21 protein-coding genes and 2 tRNA genes are annotated in these 21964 nt (G+C 67.1%); 7 read left to right on the top strand and 16 right to left on the bottom strand.

The features are described from left to right. Nucleotides 1–2 precede the first annotated feature (2 nt). Nucleotides 3–1661 carry a potassium channel family protein gene (locus ACFQI8_RS10445; protein ID WP_390244511.1) on the top strand — a complete coding sequence of 553 codons (1659 nt, stop codon included), beginning with the start codon at nt 3–5 and terminating at the stop codon, nt 1659–1661. Nucleotides 1662–1847: 186 nt separating this feature from the next. Here ACFQI8_RS10445 and ACFQI8_RS10440 read toward each other — a convergent pair whose 3' ends face one another. Further along, nucleotides 1848–2696, bottom strand: coding sequence for a cytochrome c oxidase subunit 3 (locus ACFQI8_RS10440; RefSeq protein ID WP_390244509.1), 849 nt, complete (start codon nt 2694–2696; stop codon nt 1848–1850). A gap of 212 nt (nt 2697–2908) precedes the next feature. Further along, nucleotides 2909–3985 carry a phytoene/squalene synthase family protein gene (locus ACFQI8_RS10435; protein ID WP_390244507.1) on the bottom strand — a complete coding sequence of 359 codons (1077 nt, stop codon included), beginning with the start codon at nt 3983–3985 and terminating at the stop codon, nt 2909–2911. Nucleotides 3986–4101: 116 nt separating this feature from the next. Here ACFQI8_RS10435 and ACFQI8_RS10430 point away from each other — a divergent pair, with 116 nt between their 5' ends. After that, nucleotides 4102–5244 (top strand): acyl-CoA dehydrogenase, encoded by a 1143-nt coding sequence (locus ACFQI8_RS10430; protein WP_390244505.1) that lies wholly within the window; start codon nt 4102–4104, stop codon nt 5242–5244. A 9-nt stretch (nt 5245–5253) separates the two neighbouring features. Here ACFQI8_RS10430 and ACFQI8_RS10425 read toward each other — a convergent pair whose 3' ends face one another. Continuing rightward, entirely contained in the window at nt 5254–5604 is a 351-nt protein-coding gene (locus ACFQI8_RS10425) for a DNA-binding protein (protein WP_390244503.1), read from the bottom strand. 120 nt (nt 5605–5724) lie between these two features. On the opposite strand from ACFQI8_RS10425, the gene ACFQI8_RS10420 reads away from it, so the two are divergent. Then, entirely contained in the window at nt 5725–6000 is a 276-nt protein-coding gene (locus tag ACFQI8_RS10420) for a DUF7111 family protein (protein WP_390244501.1), read from the top strand. A 29-nt stretch (nt 6001–6029) separates the two neighbouring features. Here the strand turns inward: ACFQI8_RS10420 and ACFQI8_RS10415 are convergent, their stop codons facing one another. Beyond that, on the bottom strand, nt 6030–6701 hold the full coding sequence (locus tag ACFQI8_RS10415) for a protein sorting system archaetidylserine synthase (RefSeq protein ID WP_390244499.1): 672 nt from the start codon (nt 6699–6701) through the stop codon (nt 6030–6032). A 166-nt stretch (nt 6702–6867) separates the two neighbouring features. Here ACFQI8_RS10415 and ACFQI8_RS10410 point away from each other — a divergent pair, with 166 nt between their 5' ends. Next, the gene (locus ACFQI8_RS10410; RefSeq protein ID WP_390244497.1) at nt 6868–7314 is read left to right on the top strand and encodes a cupredoxin domain-containing protein; all 447 of its coding nucleotides are present in this window, start codon (nt 6868–6870) and stop codon (nt 7312–7314) included. A 121-nt stretch (nt 7315–7435) separates the two neighbouring features. Here the strand turns inward: ACFQI8_RS10410 and ACFQI8_RS10405 are convergent, their stop codons facing one another. From ACFQI8_RS10405 to ACFQI8_RS10390, 4 genes are read right to left on the bottom strand one after another with little or no spacing between them, the layout of a single operon-like run. Further along, complete coding sequence (locus ACFQI8_RS10405; protein ID WP_390244495.1) at nt 7436–8101, bottom strand: 30S ribosomal protein S3ae; 666 nt, start codon at nt 8099–8101, stop codon at nt 7436–7438. Next, nucleotides 8094–8336, bottom strand: coding sequence for a KEOPS complex subunit Pcc1 (locus ACFQI8_RS10400; RefSeq protein ID WP_115878595.1), 243 nt, complete (start codon nt 8334–8336; stop codon nt 8094–8096). The genes ACFQI8_RS10405 and ACFQI8_RS10400 overlap by 8 nt, the downstream gene beginning before the upstream one ends. Beyond that, complete coding sequence (locus ACFQI8_RS10395; RefSeq protein WP_390244493.1) at nt 8333–9454, bottom strand: exonuclease; 1122 nt, start codon at nt 9452–9454, stop codon at nt 8333–8335. Before ACFQI8_RS10395 ends, ACFQI8_RS10400 begins: the two co-directional genes overlap by 4 nt. Nucleotides 9455–9458: 4 nt before the next feature. Next, a complete protein-coding gene (locus ACFQI8_RS10390; protein ID WP_390244491.1) occupies nt 9459–9926 on the bottom strand; it encodes a 30S ribosomal protein S15 in 468 nt (155 codons plus the stop codon). Between the two features lie 233 nt (nt 9927–10159). On the opposite strand from ACFQI8_RS10390, the gene ACFQI8_RS10385 reads away from it, so the two are divergent. After that, a tRNA-Ala gene (locus ACFQI8_RS10385) sits at nt 10160–10231 on the top strand. Nucleotides 10232–10410: 179 nt separating this feature from the next. Here the strand turns inward: ACFQI8_RS10385 and ACFQI8_RS10380 are convergent. Next, a complete protein-coding gene (locus ACFQI8_RS10380) occupies nt 10411–10623 on the bottom strand; it encodes a hypothetical protein (RefSeq protein WP_390244489.1) in 213 nt (70 codons plus the stop codon). 147 nt (nt 10624–10770) lie between these two features. On the opposite strand from ACFQI8_RS10380, the gene ACFQI8_RS10375 reads away from it, so the two are divergent. Both ACFQI8_RS10375 and ACFQI8_RS10370 read left to right on the top strand, forming a co-directional pair. Beyond that, nucleotides 10771–10842 (top strand) — tRNA-Ala (locus tag ACFQI8_RS10375). 337 nt (nt 10843–11179) lie between these two features. Beyond that, entirely contained in the window at nt 11180–12691 is a 1512-nt protein-coding gene (locus ACFQI8_RS10370) for a DUF7289 family protein (protein WP_390244487.1), read from the top strand. A gap of 51 nt (nt 12692–12742) precedes the next feature. On the opposite strand, the gene ACFQI8_RS10365 is transcribed toward ACFQI8_RS10370, so the two are convergent. Genes ACFQI8_RS10365 through ACFQI8_RS10335 form a run of 7 tightly spaced genes read right to left on the bottom strand, consistent with a single transcriptional unit; the run spans nt 12743 to nt 21488 of the window. Continuing rightward, nucleotides 12743–13513, bottom strand: a complete 771-nt coding sequence (locus ACFQI8_RS10365; RefSeq protein ID WP_390244485.1) for a DUF7289 family protein — start codon at nt 13511–13513, stop codon at nt 12743–12745. Next, on the bottom strand, nt 13510–14025 hold the full coding sequence (locus tag ACFQI8_RS10360; RefSeq protein WP_390244483.1) for a DUF7266 family protein: 516 nt from the start codon (nt 14023–14025) through the stop codon (nt 13510–13512). Before ACFQI8_RS10360 ends, ACFQI8_RS10365 begins: the two co-directional genes overlap by 4 nt. Further along, nucleotides 14022–15038 (bottom strand): DUF7261 family protein, encoded by a 1017-nt coding sequence (locus ACFQI8_RS10355; protein WP_390244481.1) that lies wholly within the window; start codon nt 15036–15038, stop codon nt 14022–14024. The genes ACFQI8_RS10360 and ACFQI8_RS10355 overlap by 4 nt, the downstream gene beginning before the upstream one ends. Beyond that, nucleotides 15026–15661: a DUF7288 family protein gene (locus ACFQI8_RS10350; protein ID WP_390244479.1), complete on the bottom strand. Its 636-nt coding sequence runs from the start codon at nt 15659–15661 to the stop codon at nt 15026–15028. Before ACFQI8_RS10350 ends, ACFQI8_RS10355 begins: the two co-directional genes overlap by 13 nt. Further along, nucleotides 15655–16161 (bottom strand): DUF7287 family protein, encoded by a 507-nt coding sequence (locus ACFQI8_RS10345; RefSeq protein ID WP_390244477.1) that lies wholly within the window; start codon nt 16159–16161, stop codon nt 15655–15657. Before ACFQI8_RS10345 ends, ACFQI8_RS10350 begins: the two co-directional genes overlap by 7 nt. After that, entirely contained in the window at nt 16158–18200 is a 2043-nt protein-coding gene (locus tag ACFQI8_RS10340) for a type II secretion system F family protein (RefSeq protein WP_390244475.1), read from the bottom strand. Before ACFQI8_RS10340 ends, ACFQI8_RS10345 begins: the two co-directional genes overlap by 4 nt. Continuing rightward, nucleotides 18201–21488, bottom strand: coding sequence for an ATPase, T2SS/T4P/T4SS family (locus ACFQI8_RS10335; RefSeq protein ID WP_390244473.1), 3288 nt, complete (start codon nt 21486–21488; stop codon nt 18201–18203). It lies immediately after the preceding gene. Nucleotides 21489–21964: the final 476 nt, after the last annotated feature.

Below are 21964 nucleotides of genomic sequence, written 5' to 3'. Positions count from 1 at the left end.
GTATGTCTATTTCGGGCGACGGCCCCGGGTTGTCGAAGGCGAAGCGGCGACTCGGCCGCTATCTCGCGGGTGCCGGGCTGTTGATGCTCATGTTCTCCATCGCGTACCAGTGGGCGGCGGGTTTTTTCGCCGGCGAGGACGTCTCCTTCCTCCAGGCGGTCCACGTCGTCGTCGAGACGTTCACGACGACGGGCTACGGCGAACAGACCCAGTTTTGGGTCGACCACCCGCCGTTGCTCGCGCTGTCGATTGTGATGCAACTCACGGGCGTCACGACCGTCTTCCTCACGCTCCCGCTGTTTCTCGTCCCGCTCGTCGAAGACGCCCTGCGGACCGCGCCGCCGGCGGCGTCGACGCACACGGACCACGTCGTCATCTGTACGTTCACCCCGCGCGGCGACGCCCTCGTGGACGAACTCGACTCGATGGACGTCCCCTACGTGATTCTCGAAGCCGACCGCGACCGCGCCGAGGAACTGTACGGCGAGGGCTACGAGGTCGTCCACGGCGACCCCGAAGAGGTCGAGTCGCTGGAGGCGGCGAACGCCCCCGAGGCGCTCGCCATCGTCGCCGACGACGACGACGAGACGAACGCGAGCATCATCCTCACCGCGAAGCAGGCCGCGCCGGACGCCCGCGTCGTCAGCCTCATCGAAGACCCCGTGGTCGCCGACTACCACCGCTACGCCGGGGCCGACCGGGTCGTCTCCCCGCGCCGACTCCTCGGCGAGAGCCTCGCGGGCAAGGCGACCACGTCCATCTCCTCGGAGCTCGGCGACGCCATCGAAATCGGCGAGGACTTCGAAGTCGCGGAGTTGCTCGTCCAGCGCGGCAGTCCCGTCGAAGGGCGGACCATCGCCGAGAGCGGAATCGGGCGGGTCACCGGCGTCAACGTCATCGGCGCGTGGTTCACCGGGGAGTTCGTCTCCCCGCCCGGCCCGGACGCCGTCATCGACGAACACACCATCCTGCTCGTCGTCGGCCGCGAGAAGCAACTCGAAGAGCTCCGTGCGCTGACGCTGTCGTCGGCGCGGCGCTTCCGCCGCGGGACCGTCATCGTCGCGGGGTACGGTGAGGTCGGCTCCACCGCGGCCGAGACGCTGGCGAGCGCCGGCGTCCCGCACCTCGTCGTCGACAAACGGGACAAGCCCGGCGTGGACCTCGTCGGCGACATCACCGACCCCCAGACGCTCGCCGAAGCGAACGTCTCCGAGGCCCGCGGCGTCCTCCTCGCGCTCGACAACGACACCACGGCCGTCTTCGCCACGCTCGTCTCCGAGCGCGTCTCCGAGGAGACGGAGGTCATCGCCCGCGCCAACGAGACCGAAAGCATCGCCAAGCTCTACCGGGCCGGCGCGGACTACGTCCTCGCGCTCTCGACGGTCGCCGGGCGGATGCTCGCCTCGACGGTGCTCGACGAGGAGGTCATCGCCCCGCAGTCCCAGATAGAAATCGTCCGGACGAACGCCCCCGGCCTCGTGGGGCGGACCCTCGCCGGGGCCGACGTCCGCGCTCGAACGAACTGCACCGTCATCGCCGTCGAGCGAAACGGCGACCTCGTCACCGAAATCGAACCGGGGTTCCGGGTCGAAGCGGGCGACGACCTCGTCGTCGCCGGCGTCGACGAGGACATCTACCGATTCAACGAACAGTTCGGGTGAGCGGCCGCTGGCGGGGCTGGTCAGACTGTCGGTCGTCGGCCGCCAGTTGTCGGTTGTCGGTGGTCAGTCTCAGCGGTCGGTCGTCGGTCTACGGTCGATGCTCGACGGTCGGCGGCCGCGGCTCTCGGAGGAAAGAGCGGTTCGAAAGAATCGGTGCCGCGGCGTCGCGGCGACGGACGGGAACGGTTACGCGCCGACTTCCGCGCCGACGTAGAGGACGACGACGAGGAAGATCCAGACGACGTCCACGAAGTGCCAGTACATCGAGGCCGTGCTGACGGAGACGTGACGCTCGGCGGAGTACTGCCCGCGGAGCGCGCGGACGAAGACGATACCGAGAAGCACCGCGCCGAGGCTGACGTGGAGGCCGTGCAAGCCGGTGAGGCCGTAGAACGCCGACCCGAAGATGCCGTCGGTGATAGAGAAACTCGAGTGGACGATGAACTCGTAGTACTCGTACACCTGCCCGCCGATGAATATCACGCCGAGCAGGAGGGTGACCGCGAGGCCGAGGACGAAGTTACGGTGGTTCTCCTCTCGGATGGCGACGTGCGCCCAGTGGAGCGTGAAACTGGACACGATGAGGATGGCGGTGTTCGCCAACACGAGTGACCCGGTTAGCTCCGGTAGTTCCTGCGGCGGCCACGCCCCCGCGCGGATGAAGAAGTAGTAGGTGAACAGCGCCCCGAACGTCCCGAGTTCGGAGCCGAGGAACGCAATCATTCCCCAGCGGAGCTTCGATGCGCTCTTCTGGCTCGCGTCGCGCGACCAGAAGTGGCTCACGAACGCGTGGTACAACCAGCCGTAGAGCCCGGCCAGGAAGAGGAAGATACTGCCGATGAACACGGCGGGACCCGCCATCTGGCCGACGATTCCGTCCTGTCCCATGACGTACAGCCCGGCACCGGCGTAGATGCCCGCGCCACCGACGGCGGTGACGAACGGCCACCAGCTCGCCTCGCCGAAGCCGCGCGGCCAGTCCTGAACCGCCGGCAGGTGATGGCCGTGGTCGTCGTGTGCTTCTTCGGTACTCATAGACGCCCGTTATGCTTGGGTTACTAAAAATCCTCCCAAACTGCGTTCGTCACGGGACCGCATGGGTCTCGAACCGCGGTTCCGACGGCGACCGCGACGGCTCCGACATGGAGCGCTCGCGAGGGGCGGTTGCTCGGCGCGTTGGCGGCGCTCGACGCGAGAAGAGACGCGAAAACGGAGCCGCGGCCCGGCCGGGGGTACGGGTGCGTGGGTCAGTCGGCGTTCGTCGTCGCCCGGTGGAACGGCTGTCGCGAGATAATCTCGCGCATCTCGGCCAGCGACTCGGAGCCGGAGCCGTTCATCTCGGTGACGACGGCGAACACCTCTTGGCGGGAGATTTTGACGCCCTCACCCGTCACCGCGTGTTCGGGGTTGGCGACGAGTTCGCGGAGCGTGCCGACCGCGAGCAGGAACGGAATCGCCCACGCGGCGAGCGTGTTGCCCTCGCGGAGCGGCACCGTCTCCAAGTAGGTCTGGGCGTCGTCGAGGAACGACTTGGCGTGGTCGGCGGTCCGCTTGACCACCGAGGCCGTCCGGTCGTTGTGCTCGGGGGAGACGACCTCCTCTTGGGGGACGCCGGCTTCGTCGAGCCAGTCGGCGGGGAGGTAGACGTTGTTCTCGGAGGTGTAGTCGTCGTGGACGTCCTTTGCGATGTTCACGAGCTGGAGGAGCAGGCCGAACTCCTCGGCGGTGTCGTAGAGCCGCGACCGGCGCTCGCTGTCGACGTTGCCGCGGGTCACGAGGTTCGTGATGAGGTTGCCGACGGTGCCGGCGGCGTAGTAGCAGTACTCCTCTAGCTCCTCGCGGGACTGAATGCGGAGCCCGCCGGTCTGGGAGTAGCGTTCGACGAACATCGCCATGCCCGAGACGAGTTCGCGGACCGGCGGCGTGACCGCCTCCCGCACGTCCTCCGGAAGCGCCTCGAACGTCCGGAAGACCCGAGCGGTGTTGGCGACGACCATCCAGTCGTCGGACTGTTCGCCCTCCGGGGGGAGGTGCGGCTGTACTGCGTGCACGAACTCGTCGACGGTGGTGTCGTCGTCGGGGTCGAGCGCGCGGTCGTAGAGTCGAAGGAGGTGTGCCTGCTCGTCGGGCGCGATTGAAGACGAATCCTCCACGGTGTCGGCGATTCGACAGAGGAGATATCCGATACAGATGTGCGACGCCATCGGTTCGTCGAGGACGTCGACCGTGAGGGCGAAGGTGCGAGAGACCCCCTGAACTGCATCGTGACACCAATCGAGGTCGTCATCAGTTGCCGGTGGCCGGGCATCGGCGTGTCGAGACATTCGAAGCGTACCGGTATTACGGAAGGGGGGATAAAAAGTCTCGTGGGGCCGTTCACTCCCAGACGGCCGAGACGGCACAGGAGAAAACATAAGCATAGTCGATGATAGACTCACGTATGGACTTCGCGCTCACTGCGGAGCAGAAGCAAATCAAGGAGATGGTCTCGGAGTTCGTCGACGAGGAAGTCAAACCTCGCGCGGCGGAGATAGACGAGACCGACGAGTTCCCCGCCGACCTCGTGCGCGAGATGGGCCAACTCGGCTTGATGGGCATGCCGTTCCCCGAGGAGTACGGCGGTGCCGGCCTCGACTACCACTCCTACGCCATCGGCCTCGAAGAGATTTCCCGCGGCTCCGGCGGCCTCGGCACCATCGTCGCCGCCCACACGAGCCTCGCCGGTAACATGCTCTACGAGTTCGGGAACGAAGACCAGAAGCAGACCTACCTGACGCCGCTCAACGAGGGCACCGACATCGGCGCGTTCGCGCTCTCCGAACCCGGTGCCGGGAGCGACGTGCCGGCCATGGAGACCACGGCCATCAAAGACGGCGACGAGTACGTCGTCGACGGCGGCAAGCTCTGGATTTCGAACGGCTCGGTCGCGGACACCGTCGTCCTGTTCGCCAAGACCGACCCCGACGCGGGCAACAAGGGCATCTCGTCGTTCGTCGTCCGGCCCGAGGCGGACGACGGCTTCGTCGTCGAGGGCACGGAGCACAAACTCGGCGACAAGGGCTGTCCGACCGCCGAACTCCGCTTCGACGACATGCGCATTCCCGAAGACCGGCTCCTCGGCGACGAGGGCGACGGCTTCGTGCAGGCGCTGAAGACGCTCAACGGCGGCCGCATCACCATCGCGGCGCGCTCTATCGGCATCGCCCGCGCCGCCCTCGACGACGCCGTGAAGTACGCCGGCGAGCGCGAGCAGTTCGACCAGCGCATCGGCGACTTCCAGGCAATCAAGCACAAGCTCGCCGACATGGACACGAAGGTGCAGGCCGCGACGCTCCTCATGCACAAGGCCGCGGACCTGAAGATGCGCGACGAGACGTTCGTCAAGGAGGCCGCGCAGGCGAAGCTCTACGCCAGCGAAATCAGCCGCGAAGTGGCCAACGAGGGCATCCAGATTCACGGCGGCTACGGTTACACCAAAGACTTCGCCGCGGAGCGCTACTACCGCGACGCGAAGCTCAACGAGATTTACGAGGGGACGAGCGAGATTCTCCGCAACACCATCGGCGACTGGCTCCAGCAGTAACCGTAACCGTCAGTCGACGACCGACTCGTCCGCGTCGGTCGCCCCGTCTGCGCCACTCATTTCGTCCGCGTCGGCCGTCCGTCGCTCTCCGTTTTCGACCCGCGCTTCGAGCCATTCGTAGTATGATTCGACCCGCTTTGCGCCCGCGTCGGTGAGGGCGTACACGTCGTAGATGCCTTCGGTCCACCGGTCGAGATGACCCGACTCCACGAGCGCGTCGAGCGTCCCGTAGAACGACTGGGGGTCGATTCGGAGGTCGTAGTAGCGTTCCAACCGGGTCTTCAGCTTCTGTCCCCGGAGCTCGCCCGCGTCGTAGAGGACGGCACACAGGTCCCGGCGGCGGCCGCTCTGAAACCACATACCACCACCTCGGCGGAGAGACACACGTCAGTTTCGTTCCGCGGGCCGCCGCTACTCCGGTCCCGTCTCCCGCCCGCCGGAACCGGTAGTTTAGACAGGCCGTACGCCCTAGCGCCTCGCATGACCGACGTAACCGCTGCGGCGAACGGCGTCACCGCCCGCTACTCCGTCACCGATTCCGAGCGCGTCCTCGAATTCGACCGCGACGGCCGGACCGCCGCCGTCGCTCAGAACATCGACGGCTACGCGATGCTGAAGGTCCGCCCGACCGTCGACGGCGACGAACTCGAACGCTACTACGGGTTCGACATGGCGCTCGACCACGCCGCAGAACTCCTCGGCGTCTCGCCGCACGACTTGCCGGTCCCGGAGGACGCGGCGGACATGGGGATGTAACCGAGGCACGTTCCGTTCCGTCGCCCCGCTCACCCCCAGTAGAACCGCGGGCCCAAAAACAGGTAGCCGAGCGCCAAGAACAGCAGGCCGAACGAAAACCCCTCTCCGAGCGTCCCGGAGCAGACGATTGCGAGGCCCTGCACCGCGCCCATAACGAGCGCGTCCTGCGCGTGGAGGTCCGGATAGGGCACGTCAGAGAGCATGAGCGCGGCCATAATCGCCGAGAGGCCGACGAGCAACATCGGCTCGACGAAGCCGACGAGCACGCCCGCCGAGAGAATCGTCGCCGCGAGCGTCGTCGGCACCCCAATCGTCTCGTCGGACCCGCTGTCGTAGGCGGTGTACAGCGCCAACCTGACGACCGCGGCCGCGACGAACAGCGCGGCGACGCCGACGCCGACGACGACCCGGGCCCTGTCAAAGCCCCAGACCTCGCGGACGAGCGCGACGACGAGCAGGGCCGGCGCGACGCCGAAAGATGCCACGTCCGCGAGTGAGTCGAGGTACGGCCCCGCGTCGGTCCCGCCGTAGCGTCGGGCGACCACGCCGTCGAGGCCGTCGGCCATCGCGGCGAGGAGGATGACCTTGGCGGCGAGGTGCACGTCGACCGCGGTTAACACCGCCGCGACGAATCCCAGCGCCGCGTTCCCGGCGGTGACCACGTCGGCGGGGCCCAACCGGCCGACGAATCGGGGTCTCATACCGATGCGATTGCGCACCTTCCCTTTCCCTCTTACGTTCCGTCCGCCGGCGACCGGCTTCGCGTCGTCGCCGCCCGAACCGGACGGAGACGGCGCGTTCCGCCCCGTTCGGCGGTTCGGCGGGCAAACCATGCGACCTTTATCGGTCGCGTCCCGAGGGACGGACATGCGAGACCACGGGTCTTCGGACGGCGGTCGGACGCGGCGTCGATTCCTCGCGGCGACCGGTGCGGCGGCGACCGCCGGCCTCGCGGGCTGTGCGACCTTGATGGCTTCGGGCGACGACTTCGACGTCGGGATGACCGCGGTCGCGTTCGACCCCCCGACGCTGACCGTCGAGGTCGGCGACGAGGTCGTCTGGCGCAACACGAGTTCGCGCGGGCACACCGTCACCGCCTACGAGGGCGTCCTCCCCGAGGACGCCGCGTTCTTCGCGAGCGGGGGCTACGAGACCGAGCAGGCCGCCCGCGACGCCTACTCCAACTCGCTCGGCGGACTCATCGGGAGCGGCGAGACGTACGCCCACACCTTCGACGTGCCCGGCGAGTACGAGTACCTCTGTATCCCCCACGAGCAGGCCGGCATGGTCGGCACCATCGTCGTCGAAGAGTAAGCTCGGAACTCACCGCCCACCCTCGAGTCCCGATTCAACACCCGGGAGCGGCGTGGCTCTCGCTCAGCGGGCGGTCGGCGAAAAAGTCGAAATTCGAAGTCGAGCCGTCGGCGAGACGGGCTTACGCTTCGGTCGCTTCGTCCTCGTCGACGTCGACTGCGACGTCGTCTTCGGCGACGCTGACGGCGGCTTCCTCTTCGGCCTCGACCTCTTCGGGGTGGGCTTCGAGGGAGAACTTCTTGACCTCGACGCGGCGCAGAGGGTAGATGACCTTCGCGTCGCCGTAGATGGTCGACGAGAGGCGACCCTCGACGACGCTCTCGGTGAGCGCGTCGTAGGTGTGGCCCGTGATTGCCTCGCGGGTGAGCTCCGTCATGATGCGACGGATCTCGTGTTCTTGGCTCCGGTCTGCCTTCTTCGTGGTGAAGGCGACGGGCTGGACCTGGACGCGGTAGTCGTCCTTGGTGATGGCCGTGACGTTGGCTTCGATCTTCGATGCGCCGCGGCGGACGAGACTACGGAGGTAGTCTCGGGTGAGCTCCTGCTGGATGAACTCGGTGTAGGCGGCGTCGCTGCCCACGTCGGTTATCTTGAAGGTGAGCTTGACGTTGTTCGCGCCCTGGTCGTCGTTGAGGTCGCCGAGGGTGGACTCGACGGTGCGACCGTTGATTCTCTCGGGTTCGTCCGCGAAGGTCGAACCGAGTTCCTTACGGTCGAAATTCTCGGGAGCGATGACGGTGTACCATCGCTTTCCGCGCTTCTGCTTGGAGACGGATCGTTCACTCATGGTTAGTGTCTGTGTGCGTTCGTGTGGCTTCGATGACGGTCTCGGCGACCGTCACGTTGACGACGTAGTCATCGACCGTGGCGTGGAGGCCGCCGGTCGAATCGCGTTCGATTGTGGTGACGAGTTCGTCCCCCTCGACTCGGGTGCGCATCGACTCCGTGTTGTCCGGTTCGAGCGCGCCGGCGACGATGCCGGGGTCGTCGTGGGTCGTCCGCAGGGTCGCACGCCGGGTCATCGGCGCACCTCCCTGACGGCCGCGACGACCGCGCTCGGCTCCGCCGCGGAGTCGAACGTCATCGTCGCCTCCGACGGCGACCCGGTCGCGGACGCGTCCGGCAGGTCGCTCGCGGCCGCGGCAAGGTCCTCGTCCAGCCCGGCGGGGCCGGTCGAAACGAGGGCCGCGGCACCGACGCCGACCGCGAGAACGGTCGGCTCGGGCGAGCGGAAGTCGCGGGCGAGCCTCGCCACCGTGGCGAGTCGCCCCGGCGACGACAGGTCACAGGAGAGCGCGTAGAGGCGCTCGTAGCGGCCCGTCGTCGCCGCCCGGAGCGCGGCGTGGGTCGCCCGCGCGTGGTCGCGCCACGCGTCGAGCGCCGCGTCTCGAACGTCGTGTCCGAGCGCCAGCGCGACGGCGGTCCCGGGCGACTCCCGGACGGTCGCGTCGAGCACGTCGGCGAAGCCGCCGACGGTTTCGAACGGTCCGTTCGGGGTCGTTTCCGGGCCCAAGACGCGTTCGACGGCGGTCGCCGCGCGGGCGGTCGCCTCGCCGGTCGTCGCGTCGATGGCGACGAGGGAAGCGACGCGCCTGCGGGCGTCCGCGTCGAGTTCGGCCGGGAGCGACAGTTCGGCGAGCGTCGCCTGCGCGCGCTCTCTGTCGGCCGAAAACGGCGCGTGGACGAGCGTCGAGTGGGCCAGCCCGTCGGCGAGGTCGCCCGTCGGGACGGCCACGCCGGGGCCGGCTTCGACGCCCGCGTCGGCCGCGGCGTCCGCGAGTTCGGTGTCGTCGACCGGCGTCTCGCCGGCGGCGTGGAAGCCGGCCAGCGCGACCGCCGGGTCGGGGTCGACCCCGAGTTCGCGGACGACCGAGACGGCGTCGTTCGGGTCGAGTTCGAGGTCCGCATCGGCGTCCGACAGCCCGACGACCGCCACAACGTCGTCGTTTGCGACAGTGTCCGGGGCGTCGGTCGCGCGGATGCGGAAGGGGACGTCGAGTGTCCTGAGCGCCCGCCCGACGACACCCGCGGCCGCGACGGCGGCACCGCTCCCGTGGACGCGGAGACGAACGAACGTCGCCTCGCGTAGGGTCGCGGCGGCGTCGGCGGCGGGTGTCTGTTCGGCGGGAGTCACGGACATTCAGTTACGCTTCGAGGAGTTCGACAGCGACGTCGTAGCTGTAGGTGAAGTCGTCGTCGAGCTTGTCGCCGCGGTAGTACGAGACGAGGCGGCGAATCTTCGACTCCGTGTTCTGCAGGGCGCGACGGTTGGACTTGTCCTGCTGGTTCTCCTCCATGTGCTCGCGGAGGCGGACGGCGCGCTCCATGAGGTTACGGAGGTCCTCGGGGAGGTCGCCTGCGGCGTCGTTCTCCTCGAGGATGGTGGTGACCTTCTTGCCCGTGGCGAGCTTGACGTCGGGGACGGGAACGCCCTTGACGCCTTCGTCGCGCAGGGACAGGCCGATCTGGCTCGGGTCCTTGCCCTGTTCTGCAAGTTCGACGACGCGGGCTTCGATGTCAGCCGCGTCGACGTCGCTCCACTCCGGTGCTTCGTCTGCCACCGGCTTGTCCGAACTGGACGAGCCACGGCGGCGGGTGTGCATTCGTGCCATTGTTGCGGGTTGGAACCGCACTGACCGCAGAAACGAGTACCCCGCAGTCGTATCACCGACTACCGGGGCACTACCGCAATCCCAAGCCCAAATGGGCGAAGTCAGATTTGCGGCCGTGCTGGATTCCCATCGGGTTGTCCACGCGCGCCGGGTTAAACCGTTTCGACTCGGACCCGACTCGCCCCGGTCGGAATCGAAGGGCTTCTAAACGGGCGACGGCTATCGGAGGGTGCGGGCTCGTAGATCAGGGGTAGATCACTCCCTTGGCATGGGAGAGGCCCCGGGTTCAAATCCCGGCGAGTCCACTCACTTCCTTTCGGTCACTTCGTTCCCTCCAGTCGTTCGTGGACTCGCCGACGTCACGTTCGTTTCACTCACGTGACTCCCGGCGAGTCCACTCATTTCGCTCTGGACTCCCGGCGAGTCTATTTGAATCGCGTGGCTGAAACGTATCGATACGGCGCGTCAGCGCCTCTCTGAGACCTCACGCCTCGTCTTCGAACACGCTCATGTCCTTCGCCGCGAGGTCGGTCACGTGCTTGACGATTTCGGGGTCGACCTGTGCGACGTCGTCGCCGTCGTGGACCTGTTCGTTGTGGCGCTCGATGGCGTCCGCAACCTCCGAGAGCGGAACGCGAGTGGTCGTGTCGCAGGCCTCACACACCACCGGAACTTCGGGAGCGTCGTCGTCAGTCATACCGAGTCGTTCCGCTAGCGACGGAAAAAACGAGTCGGTTCGTTGCCGGCGGCGTCGGGGCGCGTTCGACGCACGCGACCACCCCTCAGCCGTCGAACGATTCGAAGCCCTTATTTATCCGACCGGGAAATTGATGATTGCGTTTGAGGGCTCGTAGATCAGGGGTAGATCACTCCCTTGGCATGGGAGAGGCCCCGGGTTCAAATCCCGGCGAGTCCACTCACTTTCTTCCGTCGCTTCGCTCCGTCAGTCGTTCGTGGACTCGCCGACGTCCCACTCGCTCCGCTCGCGGGACTCCCGGCGAGTCGCCCGCATGGCATGCAAGACGGCAGTGCCGTCTCGCTCTGCTCACGTGACTCCCGGCGAGTCCGCCAAGTGTACTACAATCTGTTGAAGTGTGTTCTCCTCAGTCTCGGGTTCAGTGTCCGGTGAGCCATACACCCGCCGTTCCCGGAACCGTCCCGGCGTCGCTGAGAGCTACCTATCAGACGGGTCTACTTACCAGACTGTCAGATACCCCGCGAGGTTTTCACCCCGTATCTCCTTCGGATAGGTAATGAGCGGTCGTCCCCGAGTCCCACTGGTCTATCGCGTCGTCAGAGACCGGACGGCGCAGACCTCGCCGATTGCGGTGGTGCTTCTGTTAGCGGTCACGGTCGCCGGAACGACCGCCGTCGTCGCGCTCGGCGGCGTCGCCCTCGACGAGACGAAAGAGGCGTCCCAACTGACGCGCGCCGAGCACTCGATGACGCTTTTCGACTCGCGGGTCGCCATCTCTGCCCTCGGGGAGGGCGAAACGCAGTACGTCGACCTCAGCGGCACCGGCGGCGGTGCCTACGTCGTCGACGACGACAGCGGCTGGCTGAGCATCACCCACAAGAACTACACCGACGCCGGCGACGACCAAGAGCTCTACAACGAATCGCTCGGGACCGTCGAGTACCGCAACGGCGACGCCCGCATCGCCTACGAGGGCGGCGGGGTCTGGCGCACGCAGGACGGGGGGACGACGATGGTCTCGCCGCCGGAGTTCCACTACCGCGGGGCGACGCTGACGCTCCCGGTCGTCCGTGTCTCCGGCGACGGGTCGTCGTCGGGCGACGTGTCCGCGAGGGTCGCGGCGACCGAGCGCGCCCATCGCATCTATCCGAACGAGACGGCGGAATACAGCGAGTCAGCGGACAGCTACGACAACCCGGTCAGCAACGGGACAATCGTCGTGACGGTCCACAGCGACCACTACCGGGGCTGGGCGGCGTTCTTCGAGTCACGGAGCGAGGGCACCGTGACGGTCGACGACACCAACCAGACCGCGAGCGTGGAACTGGAGACGCTCGGTCTCGTCGGCGAGTTTCAGATGCCGAACGAGGGCACCTCGGTCGACGTGCGCGGAATGGCCGGGAACCACAGCGTCTCGACGTTCACGCTCACGCTCTCGAACGACCAGCACCTCCAGAACATGGAGTGGGGGATGTACTACGACGGCGACCAGCGCGACCTCGAACTCCACGTGCAGGCGGACGGCAAGTGCAAGAAGGGCAGTTACGACGGCACGTTCGACCTGACGCTCTACTACGCCACCGAAGACGGCAGGTACCACGGGTGGCAGGCGACCGACCTCGACCCGGACACGAGCGACGCGGTGAGCATCGACTGCTCGCCGAGCAACCCCGAGATAACCGTCGACTTCACCAGTTCGCAGACGATGACCTACGGCGACATCCAGTCGGACAAGGGCTTCGGCAACCAGAACAAGTGGCAGTTCGCCCCCGAAATCACGGACGGCGAGGCCTACGACAGCGTCACCTTCGACGAACACGACGCAGATAGCGGCCAGACGTTCTCCAAGGCCACCGGCGACACCGCCTCGATGGACTTCGTTCTCAACCACTACTTCTCGCTCGCCGCGCCGCAGTTCGAACTCACCGTCACGGACGGGCCGGGCAACAGCCAGAGCGTCGACGAGTCCGGCTCGCGCGGCGAACTCGACTACGACCAGGCCGAGGGCGGCCAGTTCATCACCTTCCTGCACGTCACGGAAAACGAGGTCGAAGTCGACGTCGAGTGAGCGCGTCCACCGCGCTCCGACGGTCGCGGTCGGTGACGGTGCCGTTTCTGCTCAGTCGGCGAACGTCATGTCGACCGACGTCGAGACGACGTGGACGCGCGCCGTCCCGTTCACGTGACACGAGACGCTCGGGTAGCCGTCCGACGGCTCCACCAGTTCGCCGCAGGTCACGTCGGGGCGGCCCGATAGCTCCCGTTCCCAGAGCGCCGCGCGGGGGGAGCGAACGGTCAGGTTCACGTCGTACGGGCCCTTGGTCCGCGCGGCCAACACGTCGCTCGCGGCCTTGTCGGCGCGGATGAGGAACGTTCCCGACCCGCCGACGGAGGTCGTCGCCTCCTCGTCGGGGCGCGTCACGAACGCCGGAATCAACACCCGCTCGCTGGTGAGCACCAGCGACGGTCGGCGGACGAACGTCCCGCTGTTACCCCGCGTCCGGAAGAGCGCGTCGAACGCGTAGACGACTCGCTCGTCGCTGGAATCGCTCTCGTAGACGATTGGCGACACCTCGTAAGTGTTGGTGAAGTTGACTGACGGGTCCCCCGACCGCTCTCCGGAGACGACGAACTCGACGGGCCGGTCGAGCGTCAGGCTGGCGTCCTGGAGCTTCACCTCGGTCGCCCGACTCGGCGCGCCGCGGTCGGCGATGTCCTCCATGTTGTCGCCGAGGATGTCCAGCGCGCGCTCGGCGTTGTTGACGCGCTCGACGTCGCGGGCGTCTTGGAGGCCGGTCATCCCGACGGCGGTGACGAGGCCGACCATCGAGAGGACGATGGCGAAGACGAACACGAACCCGAGCGTGTCGCTCACGGCGCGGTCGCTCACGACACCACCTCCAGCGTCTCCGACGACGAGTCGTAGGTGATGGTCACGTCGCCGCCGTCGACGCGGCTCGTCGCCAGCGCGGTCTCGTTTTTGACCGGCACGCGGACGGTCACTTCGGGGTCGGTCGAGGTGAGCACGAGTCCGGTTGGCGGCCCGGGTTCCACCTCGATGGAGTAGGTCGTACCGGCGACCCTCGGCGGCAGTCGAATCGTCGCCTCGACCCGCGACTCGCCGGGGGCCGCCGCGATTCGGTCGACCGATTCGATGCCGGCCGCGAGCCGGTTCCCGACGACGTCGAGTTCCGTCTCCGTGACTCGTTCGCGCTCGTCGGAGACGAACCCGCCGGCGGCGACCATCAGCCCCGAGATGAGGACGACCGTGATGGTGAGTGTGAGCACGTAGCCGAGCGCCGTCGAGACGCCGCGGTCGGTCGAGCGGAGTCGAACGCGGCGCGCGCGCTCCTCGGGCCGGCCGCGGTCACCCCGGTCGCCCGAGAGCGTCGGCGGCGTCACGCAATCTCACCCGGTGCGACCCGGACCTCGCGGGAGACGTACGTCTCGCCCGACTCGTAGACGTACGAGACGGTGACGGCGTACAGCGCCTCCTGTGCGACCGGTGACGACCCGCTTCCGGCGGACGCGTACTTCGTCGCGTCGAAGACCGTGGCGTTCGTCTCGTCCACGTACAGTTCGTAAGAGCCCTCGGCCTCCGCCGCGTTCCGATACGTGACCGTGACCGCGCCGTCGAGGTCGGTGTGGACCGCGTCGAGCGGGTCGCAGATGGTCCCGTTGAGTCGGCCGTCGGCGACGTCGACAGTGACGTAGTCGCCCGCGTCGGCCGCGACGCTACAGGTCGTCCGGGTCCCGCCGGCGTCCTCGACGGCCACGAAGACACGCCCCTGCGTCGTATTTCGGTAGATTTCGGTCTCGACGGCGTCGGTCCCGTCGTCGACGACGAGTTCGAACGCCGACCCGCGACTCGTTGCGAGCGAGTCGCGCGAGACGTTGACCCGAACGCCGCGGACGCCGACGTCGCTCGCGAGCGTCCAGTCGGCCGTCTCGTTCCTGTCCGTGAAGTTCCGCGCCGCGTCGGTCTGAGAGATTCGCGTGCCCTCGACGTGGTCGACGTACGAGGCGTCCGTCGCGGTCCCCCTGACCGCGGCGAGCGTCGCGGCCGCGTCGCTCCAGTTGCCGAACGTCTCGTCGAACCTGTCGGCGAGTTCGCCGTACGTGCCGCCCTCGCGGTTGGCCTCGTCGAGGAGCGTCCCCGCCCCCGCCTCGACTGCGCCGCCGTGGGCGACCGCCCCGTCGAGGTTCGTGTCGGTCGTCCGGGTTGCGAGGTTCTCCGTGTAAATCGCGGTGTTGAGCGTCAGCGCGAGGCCGACGAGGAGCACCGCGATTGCGAGCGCGGCGACGAGCATCAGCTGGCCGCGGTCGTCGCCACCGAGAGCCCTCTCCCCGGCCGACTCCCTCGCCTCACCAACCGCGTCGCTCGCGCGCTCGAAGGCGTCGGTCACATCCGCCATACGACCACCTCCACGTCGACGACGCCGTACAGCGGCCCTGCGTTGCCGTCCTGAACGAAGTACTCCTCGTCGGCCGCGGCGTCGACCGATTCGAGCGTCTTCGGCGTCTCGACCGCGCGGGGGTCACCGCCCGGAGAGGTACCCGGCTCGGTCAGCGCGTCGTCGTCCGTGAGCGTCACGAGTCGGGTCCGCGAGACGGCGTGGTCGCTCGGCTCGCCCATGTACACGAGGCGGGTCGTCCGCCGGGCCTCCCGGTCGCGCAGGTAGTGCAGGTAGACGTTGAACGCGATGCCGCGGTCCGAGAAGGACTCGTCGAGCATCGCCCCGAACGCGGTCGGCGGCCCGCCGTCGACGTAGTAGCCGCGCGCGTCGATGCCGTAGAAACTCCCGTTTTCGGGGTGCGTGAACAGGACGGTTCGCTTCAGCGCGCCGGTCTCGGCGGCCGCCGTCAGGACGCCGTCACCGACGGCGGCCTGCTGGTTCTCGATGTGTTGGCTCGACGTGCTCGCGGTCAGGGGCGTCACCGCGGTCACCTGCAACGCGAACGTGACGCTGGCGAGGAGCACCATCGCGGCGACGAGCGCTTCGAGCGCGTGGGCCTGTGCGCGAGCCACGGTCACCACACCCTCACCGCGAGCTCGTGGAGGTCGCCGTCGAGGAGAATAGCCCGCCGCGCGGTGACGACGCTCCGGGTGGTCGGGACCGGCTCGCCGGTCGTCTCGACGACGCTCCCGCCCCGCGAGAGCGTGACGTTGAGCCCGTACGACGCCCCGATGCCGGTCGCGGCGTTGGGGTCGGGACTCCCGTAATCACAGTCGCCGGGTGGGGCATCGGGGGGGTCCCCGTCGAAGAACGCCTCGGTGCAGGGCGCGTCGAGCACGTCGGGGTTCTCGTCGTCCACGAGCAGGCGCTGGGTGAGCGAGTCGGCGGCGCGGTTGGCGACCAGCGGGCGGTCCTGTTCGGCCTCGAAGGGGTCGAGAATCTGCGGGATAGTGCCGACGACCCACGCGACCGCGAGGAGGAAGATACCGACGCCGATGGCGAAGTCGATGGTCGTCTGGGCGCGGGCGCTCCGGCCGCTCGTCTCGCGGTGGCCGTCGCCGCGGCCGCCTCGCCGCGTCATCCGACCACCATCCACACCGCGAGCGAGAGCGTCTGGAGGATGACGACGAACTTGACCCCCGAGAGGAGGTCCGCGTTGCGGATGTAGCCGCTGATGAATCCCGACAGCATCGCCTGGATGGTGACGCCGTGGAAGAACAGAAGCGACAGCAGGTCGGGGTCGATGCCGCCGCCGAAGCTCGGCCCACCGGTCGTCGCGCCGCCGGAACTCGACGCCTGCGACGAGAGCCCGGCCATCACGTCGAGGAACTGCGTCTTCAGGATGGCCATCACCGCCAACAGCGTCACGTACGTCATGAGGATGATGGCGACCTGCATCCGGGTCCGCGAGATGCGCTCGCGCTCGATGTCGTCTTGGTTCTCGGAGGCCTGGGCGGCCGTCGTCAGGACCTCGGTTATCTGGCTCGACGCCTCCTGGGCCTTCGTGATGAGCTTGACCGTCCGGGCGAGCCGCGGGATGTGGTACTTGTTGTTGAACTCGACGAGCGCCTCCCTGAGGCTCATCCCGTAGTGGACCTTCGCGTACATCACCTCGAACTCGTCGGCGAGCTTCCCCGAGGAGGTGTCGGAGACGGTCTTGATGGATTCGAGGAGCGTCTGGCCGGTGTCGTTCGCGCTCGATAGCTTGCGGAGGTTGTCGGAGAGCTTTCCCGTGATTGCCGCCCGCGAGTGGACGTTCCACTCGTGGAAGACCGTCAGCGGCACCGCGACGAGGTAGACCGGGACGTAGAACCAGATGAACGTCCCCCAGACGGGGTTGGCTATCATCCCGTCCCACGTCGTCGGGGCGGCCCCGCCGGCGACGGAGACGGCGAGGAGCGCGAGCGCCGCCGGAACCGTCAGCGCGAGGGTGAAAAGCGGATGCTGTTTGAAAAACAGGTGCGGCCGGCGCAGGAGCTCTTTCGTCTTGAACGTCCCCTCGCGGGACTTGATGCGCGAAAAGAGGCTGAACTCGCCGACGTAGCTCTCGACGAGCCCCATGTGGACGAGCCCCTCGCGCTGTTGACCCTGTAGGCGGTCGCTCTTGTCGTCGGGGCTGAGGAAGCCGTCGCCGATTTCGTCCTGTTTCACCGTCGAGACGAGCACGAGGAAACCGACGCCAGTCAGCGGGATGAGCCCGTAAACGGTCGCGTACAGCAGGCTCGACTGGGCCTCCCCGAGCATGCTCATGATGACGAGGATGATGATGAGGAGAAGCGGGAACAGCGACAGCGTCATGTACATCTCGCCGAACAGCTCCATCGTCTCCAGCGTCTGTTCCTGCTGTTGTTTCGCGGTCCGGAGGTGCTTGTCCTTCTTGTCGTCGAGAAAGCCCTGCATGTCGCCGCCGGAGTTGACGATAGAGAGCATGTCCGTCAGGAACTGCGAAAGCTCGTCGGAGGGGGTCAAAAGCGCCTGTTGGCGGATGGCGTTGCGGTAGTCGGTGCCGAAGTACTCCGTCTCCTGGACGATGCTCTGGAACTCCCGGGAGACCTCGCCGTAGGTGTCTTCGGCGCGGGCCATCGCCTCCAGAATCTCCAGTTGGTTCAGCCCGCCCACAGAGAGGGCGTACATGAACGAGACGGCGTCCGACAGAAGCATGTTTATCTCGCGTTTCCGCGCGGACGCCGTCGAGTACGGGATGGCGACGAGCGTCCCGAACCCGCCGGCGAAGCCGAGCGACCCGAAGACGAGCCCCGAGAGGACGACCGCCGCGGGCATCACGAGGGACCGAAGCGTGGCCGCCGTGGCCTCGCTCCCGACCGGAATCCCGAGGCTCAGCGCGTCGGCCGAGACGAGTCCGAGCGCGAAGATACCGTAGCCGACGACCATGCCGACGAGCCACAGCACGAGGCCGACGAGCACGCCGACCGCGAGCGCCCGCGAGAGATAGAGCTCGACGGTGTCGGGCATCCGGGCCTGCTGGAGCTTCTCTTCGACGTCGGCGACGAACTCGCCGTCCGCGTCGAAGAGAAGCTGAAACAGCGGGTAGAAGGCGTCGCCGAGGGTGTCGGTACTGCGGTCGAGCCCGCCCGAGGTGTTCGAATCGAGGTTGCTCATCTACTCCCCCTCACCAGAGTCCGACCCGCGCGCGTCCGCGTCGTCGTCCGGTGGGTCGTCGGTCTCGGCCGCCTCGAAGCCCCCCCACGTCTCGTCTTCGTGGCCTCTCTCGTCGTCCGGATTCTCCCCGTCGTCCGGATTCTCCCCGTCGTCCGAGTTCGCGGCCCGCCCCGCCTCTGACTCCGGCCTCTCGTCGATGCCGAACGCGCCGAAGAAGTCGTCGAGGTCGGCGTCGTCGTTGGGGTCGGACACCGAGGTGGCGTCGTCGAAACCGAACGGTCCGTCGGCGTCTTCGAAGCCGGCCGGTTCGTCGCCGGCGTCGTCCGCCGAGCCGTCCGGTCCGTCGTCGCCGTCTGGACCCGCTTCCAGCGCGGGCGTCTCGTCCTCGCCATCGACCGACGAGGGGCCGCTCTCGCCCTCGATTTCGGGCGTGTCGTCGGCCGGGTCGAGTTCGGACTGGTCGCGCCCCTCGCCGAGTTCGGGGTCGCGGGTCGACCCTTCGAGCGAGTCGAGTTCGCCCCGCTCGCCGGGCGTCGCCTCGACGTCCGGCTCGTCGCGCATGTGGTTGAGCGCCTCCGCGACCTCGCCGACGTCGCGGCCGCGGTAGTCGGGAAACAGCTCGTCTTCGGCTCGACGGAGAATGTCCTGCGCCAGCTTCCGGACGTGTTCGGGCGGGTCGGGGCGGGGGACCATCGCCTCGCTTTCGGGGTCGATGTTGATGTGGACGGACTCCATCTCCCGGAGGTCTTCGAGGCTCCGTTCGAGGTCGTCGGTCGCCATCAGCCCGAGGATGGTGTCCTGGTCGTTGATGAACGCCTGAAACGTCGCCGCGACCTGCGTGTAGGTGTTGAGCCCGCGGTCGATGAGATACGCGAGGATGACCTGCCGCTTGAAAATCTCCAGTTCGAGCGTCTCGTGATTCCAGCCGCGGTCGAACTTTATCTCTTCGAGCGTGTTCGACGAGCCCATCTGGAGGAACTCGTCGGTCTCGGCCTGCCACTGGTAGATGTCTTGGACGTTTATCTCGTCGTTTTCGGGGTCGTAGTGGTTGATTTCGGTGAGCGACTTGTTCCGGCGAACCTTGTTGCCGCCGACCCGCGTCGAGGTCTGGATGGACACGAGGTCGAGGGCGGAGAACATCGTCTTCGAGACGTTGATGGGCGCGGTGGTAAACCGCTTGAGCACCTCGCCGACCGAGTCGGCGTGGAACGTCGTGTAGGTGGTGTGGCCCGTCGACATGACCTGAAACAGCGTCCGGCCCTCCTCGCCGCGAATCTCGCCCATGACGATGTAGTCGGGGCGCTGACGGAGCGCGGCTTCGAGCAGGTCGAACTCGTCGACGTCGCCTTTGTCATCGTCCGCGAACGACGGCCGGGTGACGGAGGCGATCCAGTTTCGCTGGGGAAGTTCGACCTCGCGGGTGTCCTCGATGGAGACGATTTTCGTGTTCGACGGGATGAAAAGCGAGACGGCGTTGAGCGAGGTGGTCTTCCCCGAGGCGGTGCCGCCGGCGAAGATGAGGCTCTTGTCGTTTTCGATGCAGAGCCAGAGGAACGCCATCTCCTCCAGCGAGAACGTCGACCAGTTGATGAGGTCGATGGGCGTGAACGGGACGTCCTTGAACTGGCGGATGGTGTAGTTCGTCCCGTGGTCCGACACCTCGCGGCCGAGGGTGAGCTGTGCGCGCGACCCGTCGGGGAGCGTCGCGTCGACCTGCGGGCGGCGCTTCGAGATGCCCTTCCCGGAGCGCTGGGCGAGTTTCACGACGAAGTCGTCGAGTTCGCCCTCGCCGTGGTAGATGTTCGAGATGATCTGCTCGTAGTCGGAGTGGTAGACGAACACCGGCGAGTTGTAGCCGTCACAGGAGATGTCCTCGACGTTGATGTCGTGTTTGATGCCGTCGATGCGCTCGTAGCCGATGAAGTCCCGCCGGAGATAGTACTGGAGCTTCCGGACTTGGTAGTCGTTCAGGTCGTCGGCGTCGTCGGCGAGGACCGCGCGCTCGGGCCGGGCGGCGATGCCGTCGATACCGCCGAGCGGGGCGTCCCCGTCGGTGTCTCGGGCGCGACTGCCGAAGACCGAGCCCAGCCCGAGACGGCTCCCGAGGCCGCCGAACCGCCCGGTGGTCGCGGCGGTCGTCGACGCGTCGGCCACCGAGTCGTTTCCGCCGCCAAAAAGACCGCCCAGCCCGAGTCGAGACGCGAACCCGGATGATTCCGCCGAGGATTCCGCCGTCACCCCGTCAGCGGCCGACTCGTCGTCGCTTCCGCCGCCCGCCGCCGATGCCGGCGGGTCGTAGAGGTCGTACCGCGAGAGCAGTTCGTACGTCTCGGCTTCGATGACCCGCCCGCGGTTGTCGCGGCCGCCCTCGACGACGCTCTCGTCGCCGTACTTGATGGCAGTCCGGAGCTTGTTCGTGAGGAACTCCGTCAGGTCGTCTTCGATGCGGTTCAGGTACGGTTCGACGACGTAGTACTTCTTTTCGTTTTCCTTGACGGAGTGGAAGATGATGACGAACGCGTAGGGCTTGTTCACCCAGTAGCGCTCGACCTCGCGGAAGTGCGTCTTCTTCTCCATCGGGACGGCCTTTTCGAGGTCGTACCGGTTCGCCAGCGTGGTCGTGCCGTCGACGCTGGAGAAAAACGCCTCCTCGTCGAACTCGGGGTCGACGTCGACCGTGCGCTCGTTGACGACCGCGTCGAGTTCCTTGCCGCGCTGTCCGGCCCGCGCCAGCGCGTTCTCGATGTGGTCGGGGTCGAAGCCCAGCGCCGCCTCCCCGTCGAAGGGGACGATTTCGCCCGCCGAATCTCGCGGGCGAGAGCCGTCGTCCTCGTAGTAGTTCTCGCGTTTGTAGTGTTCCCACAGCCACACGTCCTTGACGACGGGCGTCGTCTCGGGGTCGCAGAAGGCCTCGAACTGCTCGAAGATGTCTCTCGCGTGCGCGCCGCGTTCGCCGACGACGGCCGACACGTCGACCGGGTGACAGCCGAGGAACTCCTCGGGGTCGAGGTCGACGCGGTCCCAGTCGCCCCGAGTGAGCGCCGCGACCGCCCGGTCGTCGTCTTCCCACCGGGACGTTCCGGGCGCGTCGCGTCCCGTCCGCGGGTCGGTCCCGTAGAGCGCTTCTACGTCGTCGTCACTGCCGTATTCGTCGAGAAAATCTGCCCACGTGTACGACCCCACGTGCGCGTTCGACGCCTGCTCCGGAGCGGTGTCGTTCTCCTCGGGTGACGTTACATCACCCGTTAACGCCTTTCGGTCCCCTCCGTCGGCGTCGTCGGTTGCCATTGTGACGGGGTATTCGGGCCGATGGAAAAGTCTTTTTCTCAATCAACTCACAATTTAAGTCCTTTTTAAATCCCATTTTTATACCTGTTTATAAGTTCACGTCGTTTCGCACTCGGAGCGACGGCCGGTAAATCAGGGCTTAATCGTCGCGTGAGTCACCCATCCAGGTGACGGACCATCGTCTGAGGCCAGCGCCTCGCCCCGCCGGGGGTGGGTCGGCAGGGTGGTTGACGAACTGGTTAAAACAAAGCGACGCGGCGGGGGGAGTTCGGACGGGGCGGGCGTGACGGGAGTCCCGCGAGCGGAGCGAGTGGGACTCAGGAACGGCCGCTGGACGAACGAAGTGAGAGTAGCGGGCGTGACGGGATTGAGCAAACGCGGAGCGTTTGCGATGTACGCCGCGTCGGCCGACCGAACGAAGTGAGAGAGGCGGGCGCGGTGGGATTCGAACCCCAGTCGCTCACTCCGTTCGCTCC

Origin of the sequence: Haloferax chudinovii, assembly GCF_042663345.1 — an archaeon.
Lineage (GTDB): Archaea > Halobacteriota > Halobacteria > Halobacteriales > Haloferacaceae > Haloferax > Haloferax chudinovii.
Note: the sequence above shows the minus strand (reverse complement) of the source record. Positions and strands in the feature narration are given on the sequence as shown.

Bases quoted from the DNA above. Each gene is read 5' to 3' on its own strand.
- ACFQI8_RS10445 (WP_390244511.1), top strand. From the start codon at position 3: ATGTCTATTTCGGGCGACGGCCCCGGGTTGTCGAAGGCGAAGCGGCGA.
- ACFQI8_RS10440 (WP_390244509.1), bottom strand. From the start codon at position 2,696: ATGAGTACCGAAGAAGCACACGACGACCACGGCCATCACCTGCCGGCG.
- ACFQI8_RS10435 (WP_390244507.1), bottom strand. From the start codon at position 3,985: ATGTCTCGACACGCCGATGCCCGGCCACCGGCAACTGATGACGACCTC.
- ACFQI8_RS10430 (WP_390244505.1), top strand. From the start codon at position 4,102: ATGGACTTCGCGCTCACTGCGGAGCAGAAGCAAATCAAGGAGATGGTC.
- ACFQI8_RS10425 (WP_390244503.1), bottom strand. From the start codon at position 5,604: ATGTGGTTTCAGAGCGGCCGCCGCCGGGACCTGTGTGCCGTCCTCTAC.
- ACFQI8_RS10420 (WP_390244501.1), top strand. From the start codon at position 5,725: ATGACCGACGTAACCGCTGCGGCGAACGGCGTCACCGCCCGCTACTCC.
- ACFQI8_RS10415 (WP_390244499.1), bottom strand. From the start codon at position 6,701: ATGAGACCCCGATTCGTCGGCCGGTTGGGCCCCGCCGACGTGGTCACC.
- ACFQI8_RS10410 (WP_390244497.1), top strand. From the start codon at position 6,868: ATGCGAGACCACGGGTCTTCGGACGGCGGTCGGACGCGGCGTCGATTC.
- ACFQI8_RS10405 (WP_390244495.1), bottom strand. From the start codon at position 8,101: ATGAGTGAACGATCCGTCTCCAAGCAGAAGCGCGGAAAGCGATGGTAC.
- ACFQI8_RS10400 (WP_115878595.1), bottom strand. From the start codon at position 8,336: ATGACCCGGCGTGCGACCCTGCGGACGACCCACGACGACCCCGGCATC.
- ACFQI8_RS10395 (WP_390244493.1), bottom strand. From the start codon at position 9,454: ATGTCCGTGACTCCCGCCGAACAGACACCCGCCGCCGACGCCGCCGCG.
- ACFQI8_RS10390 (WP_390244491.1), bottom strand. From the start codon at position 9,926: ATGGCACGAATGCACACCCGCCGCCGTGGCTCGTCCAGTTCGGACAAG.
- ACFQI8_RS10380 (WP_390244489.1), bottom strand. From the start codon at position 10,623: ATGACTGACGACGACGCTCCCGAAGTTCCGGTGGTGTGTGAGGCCTGC.
- ACFQI8_RS10370 (WP_390244487.1), top strand. From the start codon at position 11,180: ATGAGCGGTCGTCCCCGAGTCCCACTGGTCTATCGCGTCGTCAGAGAC.
- ACFQI8_RS10355 (WP_390244481.1), bottom strand. From the start codon at position 15,038: ATGGCGGATGTGACCGACGCCTTCGAGCGCGCGAGCGACGCGGTTGGT.
- ACFQI8_RS10345 (WP_390244477.1), bottom strand. From the start codon at position 16,161: ATGACGCGGCGAGGCGGCCGCGGCGACGGCCACCGCGAGACGAGCGGC.
- ACFQI8_RS10340 (WP_390244475.1), bottom strand. From the start codon at position 18,200: ATGAGCAACCTCGATTCGAACACCTCGGGCGGGCTCGACCGCAGTACC.
- ACFQI8_RS10335 (WP_390244473.1), bottom strand. From the start codon at position 21,488: ATGGCAACCGACGACGCCGACGGAGGGGACCGAAAGGCGTTAACGGGT.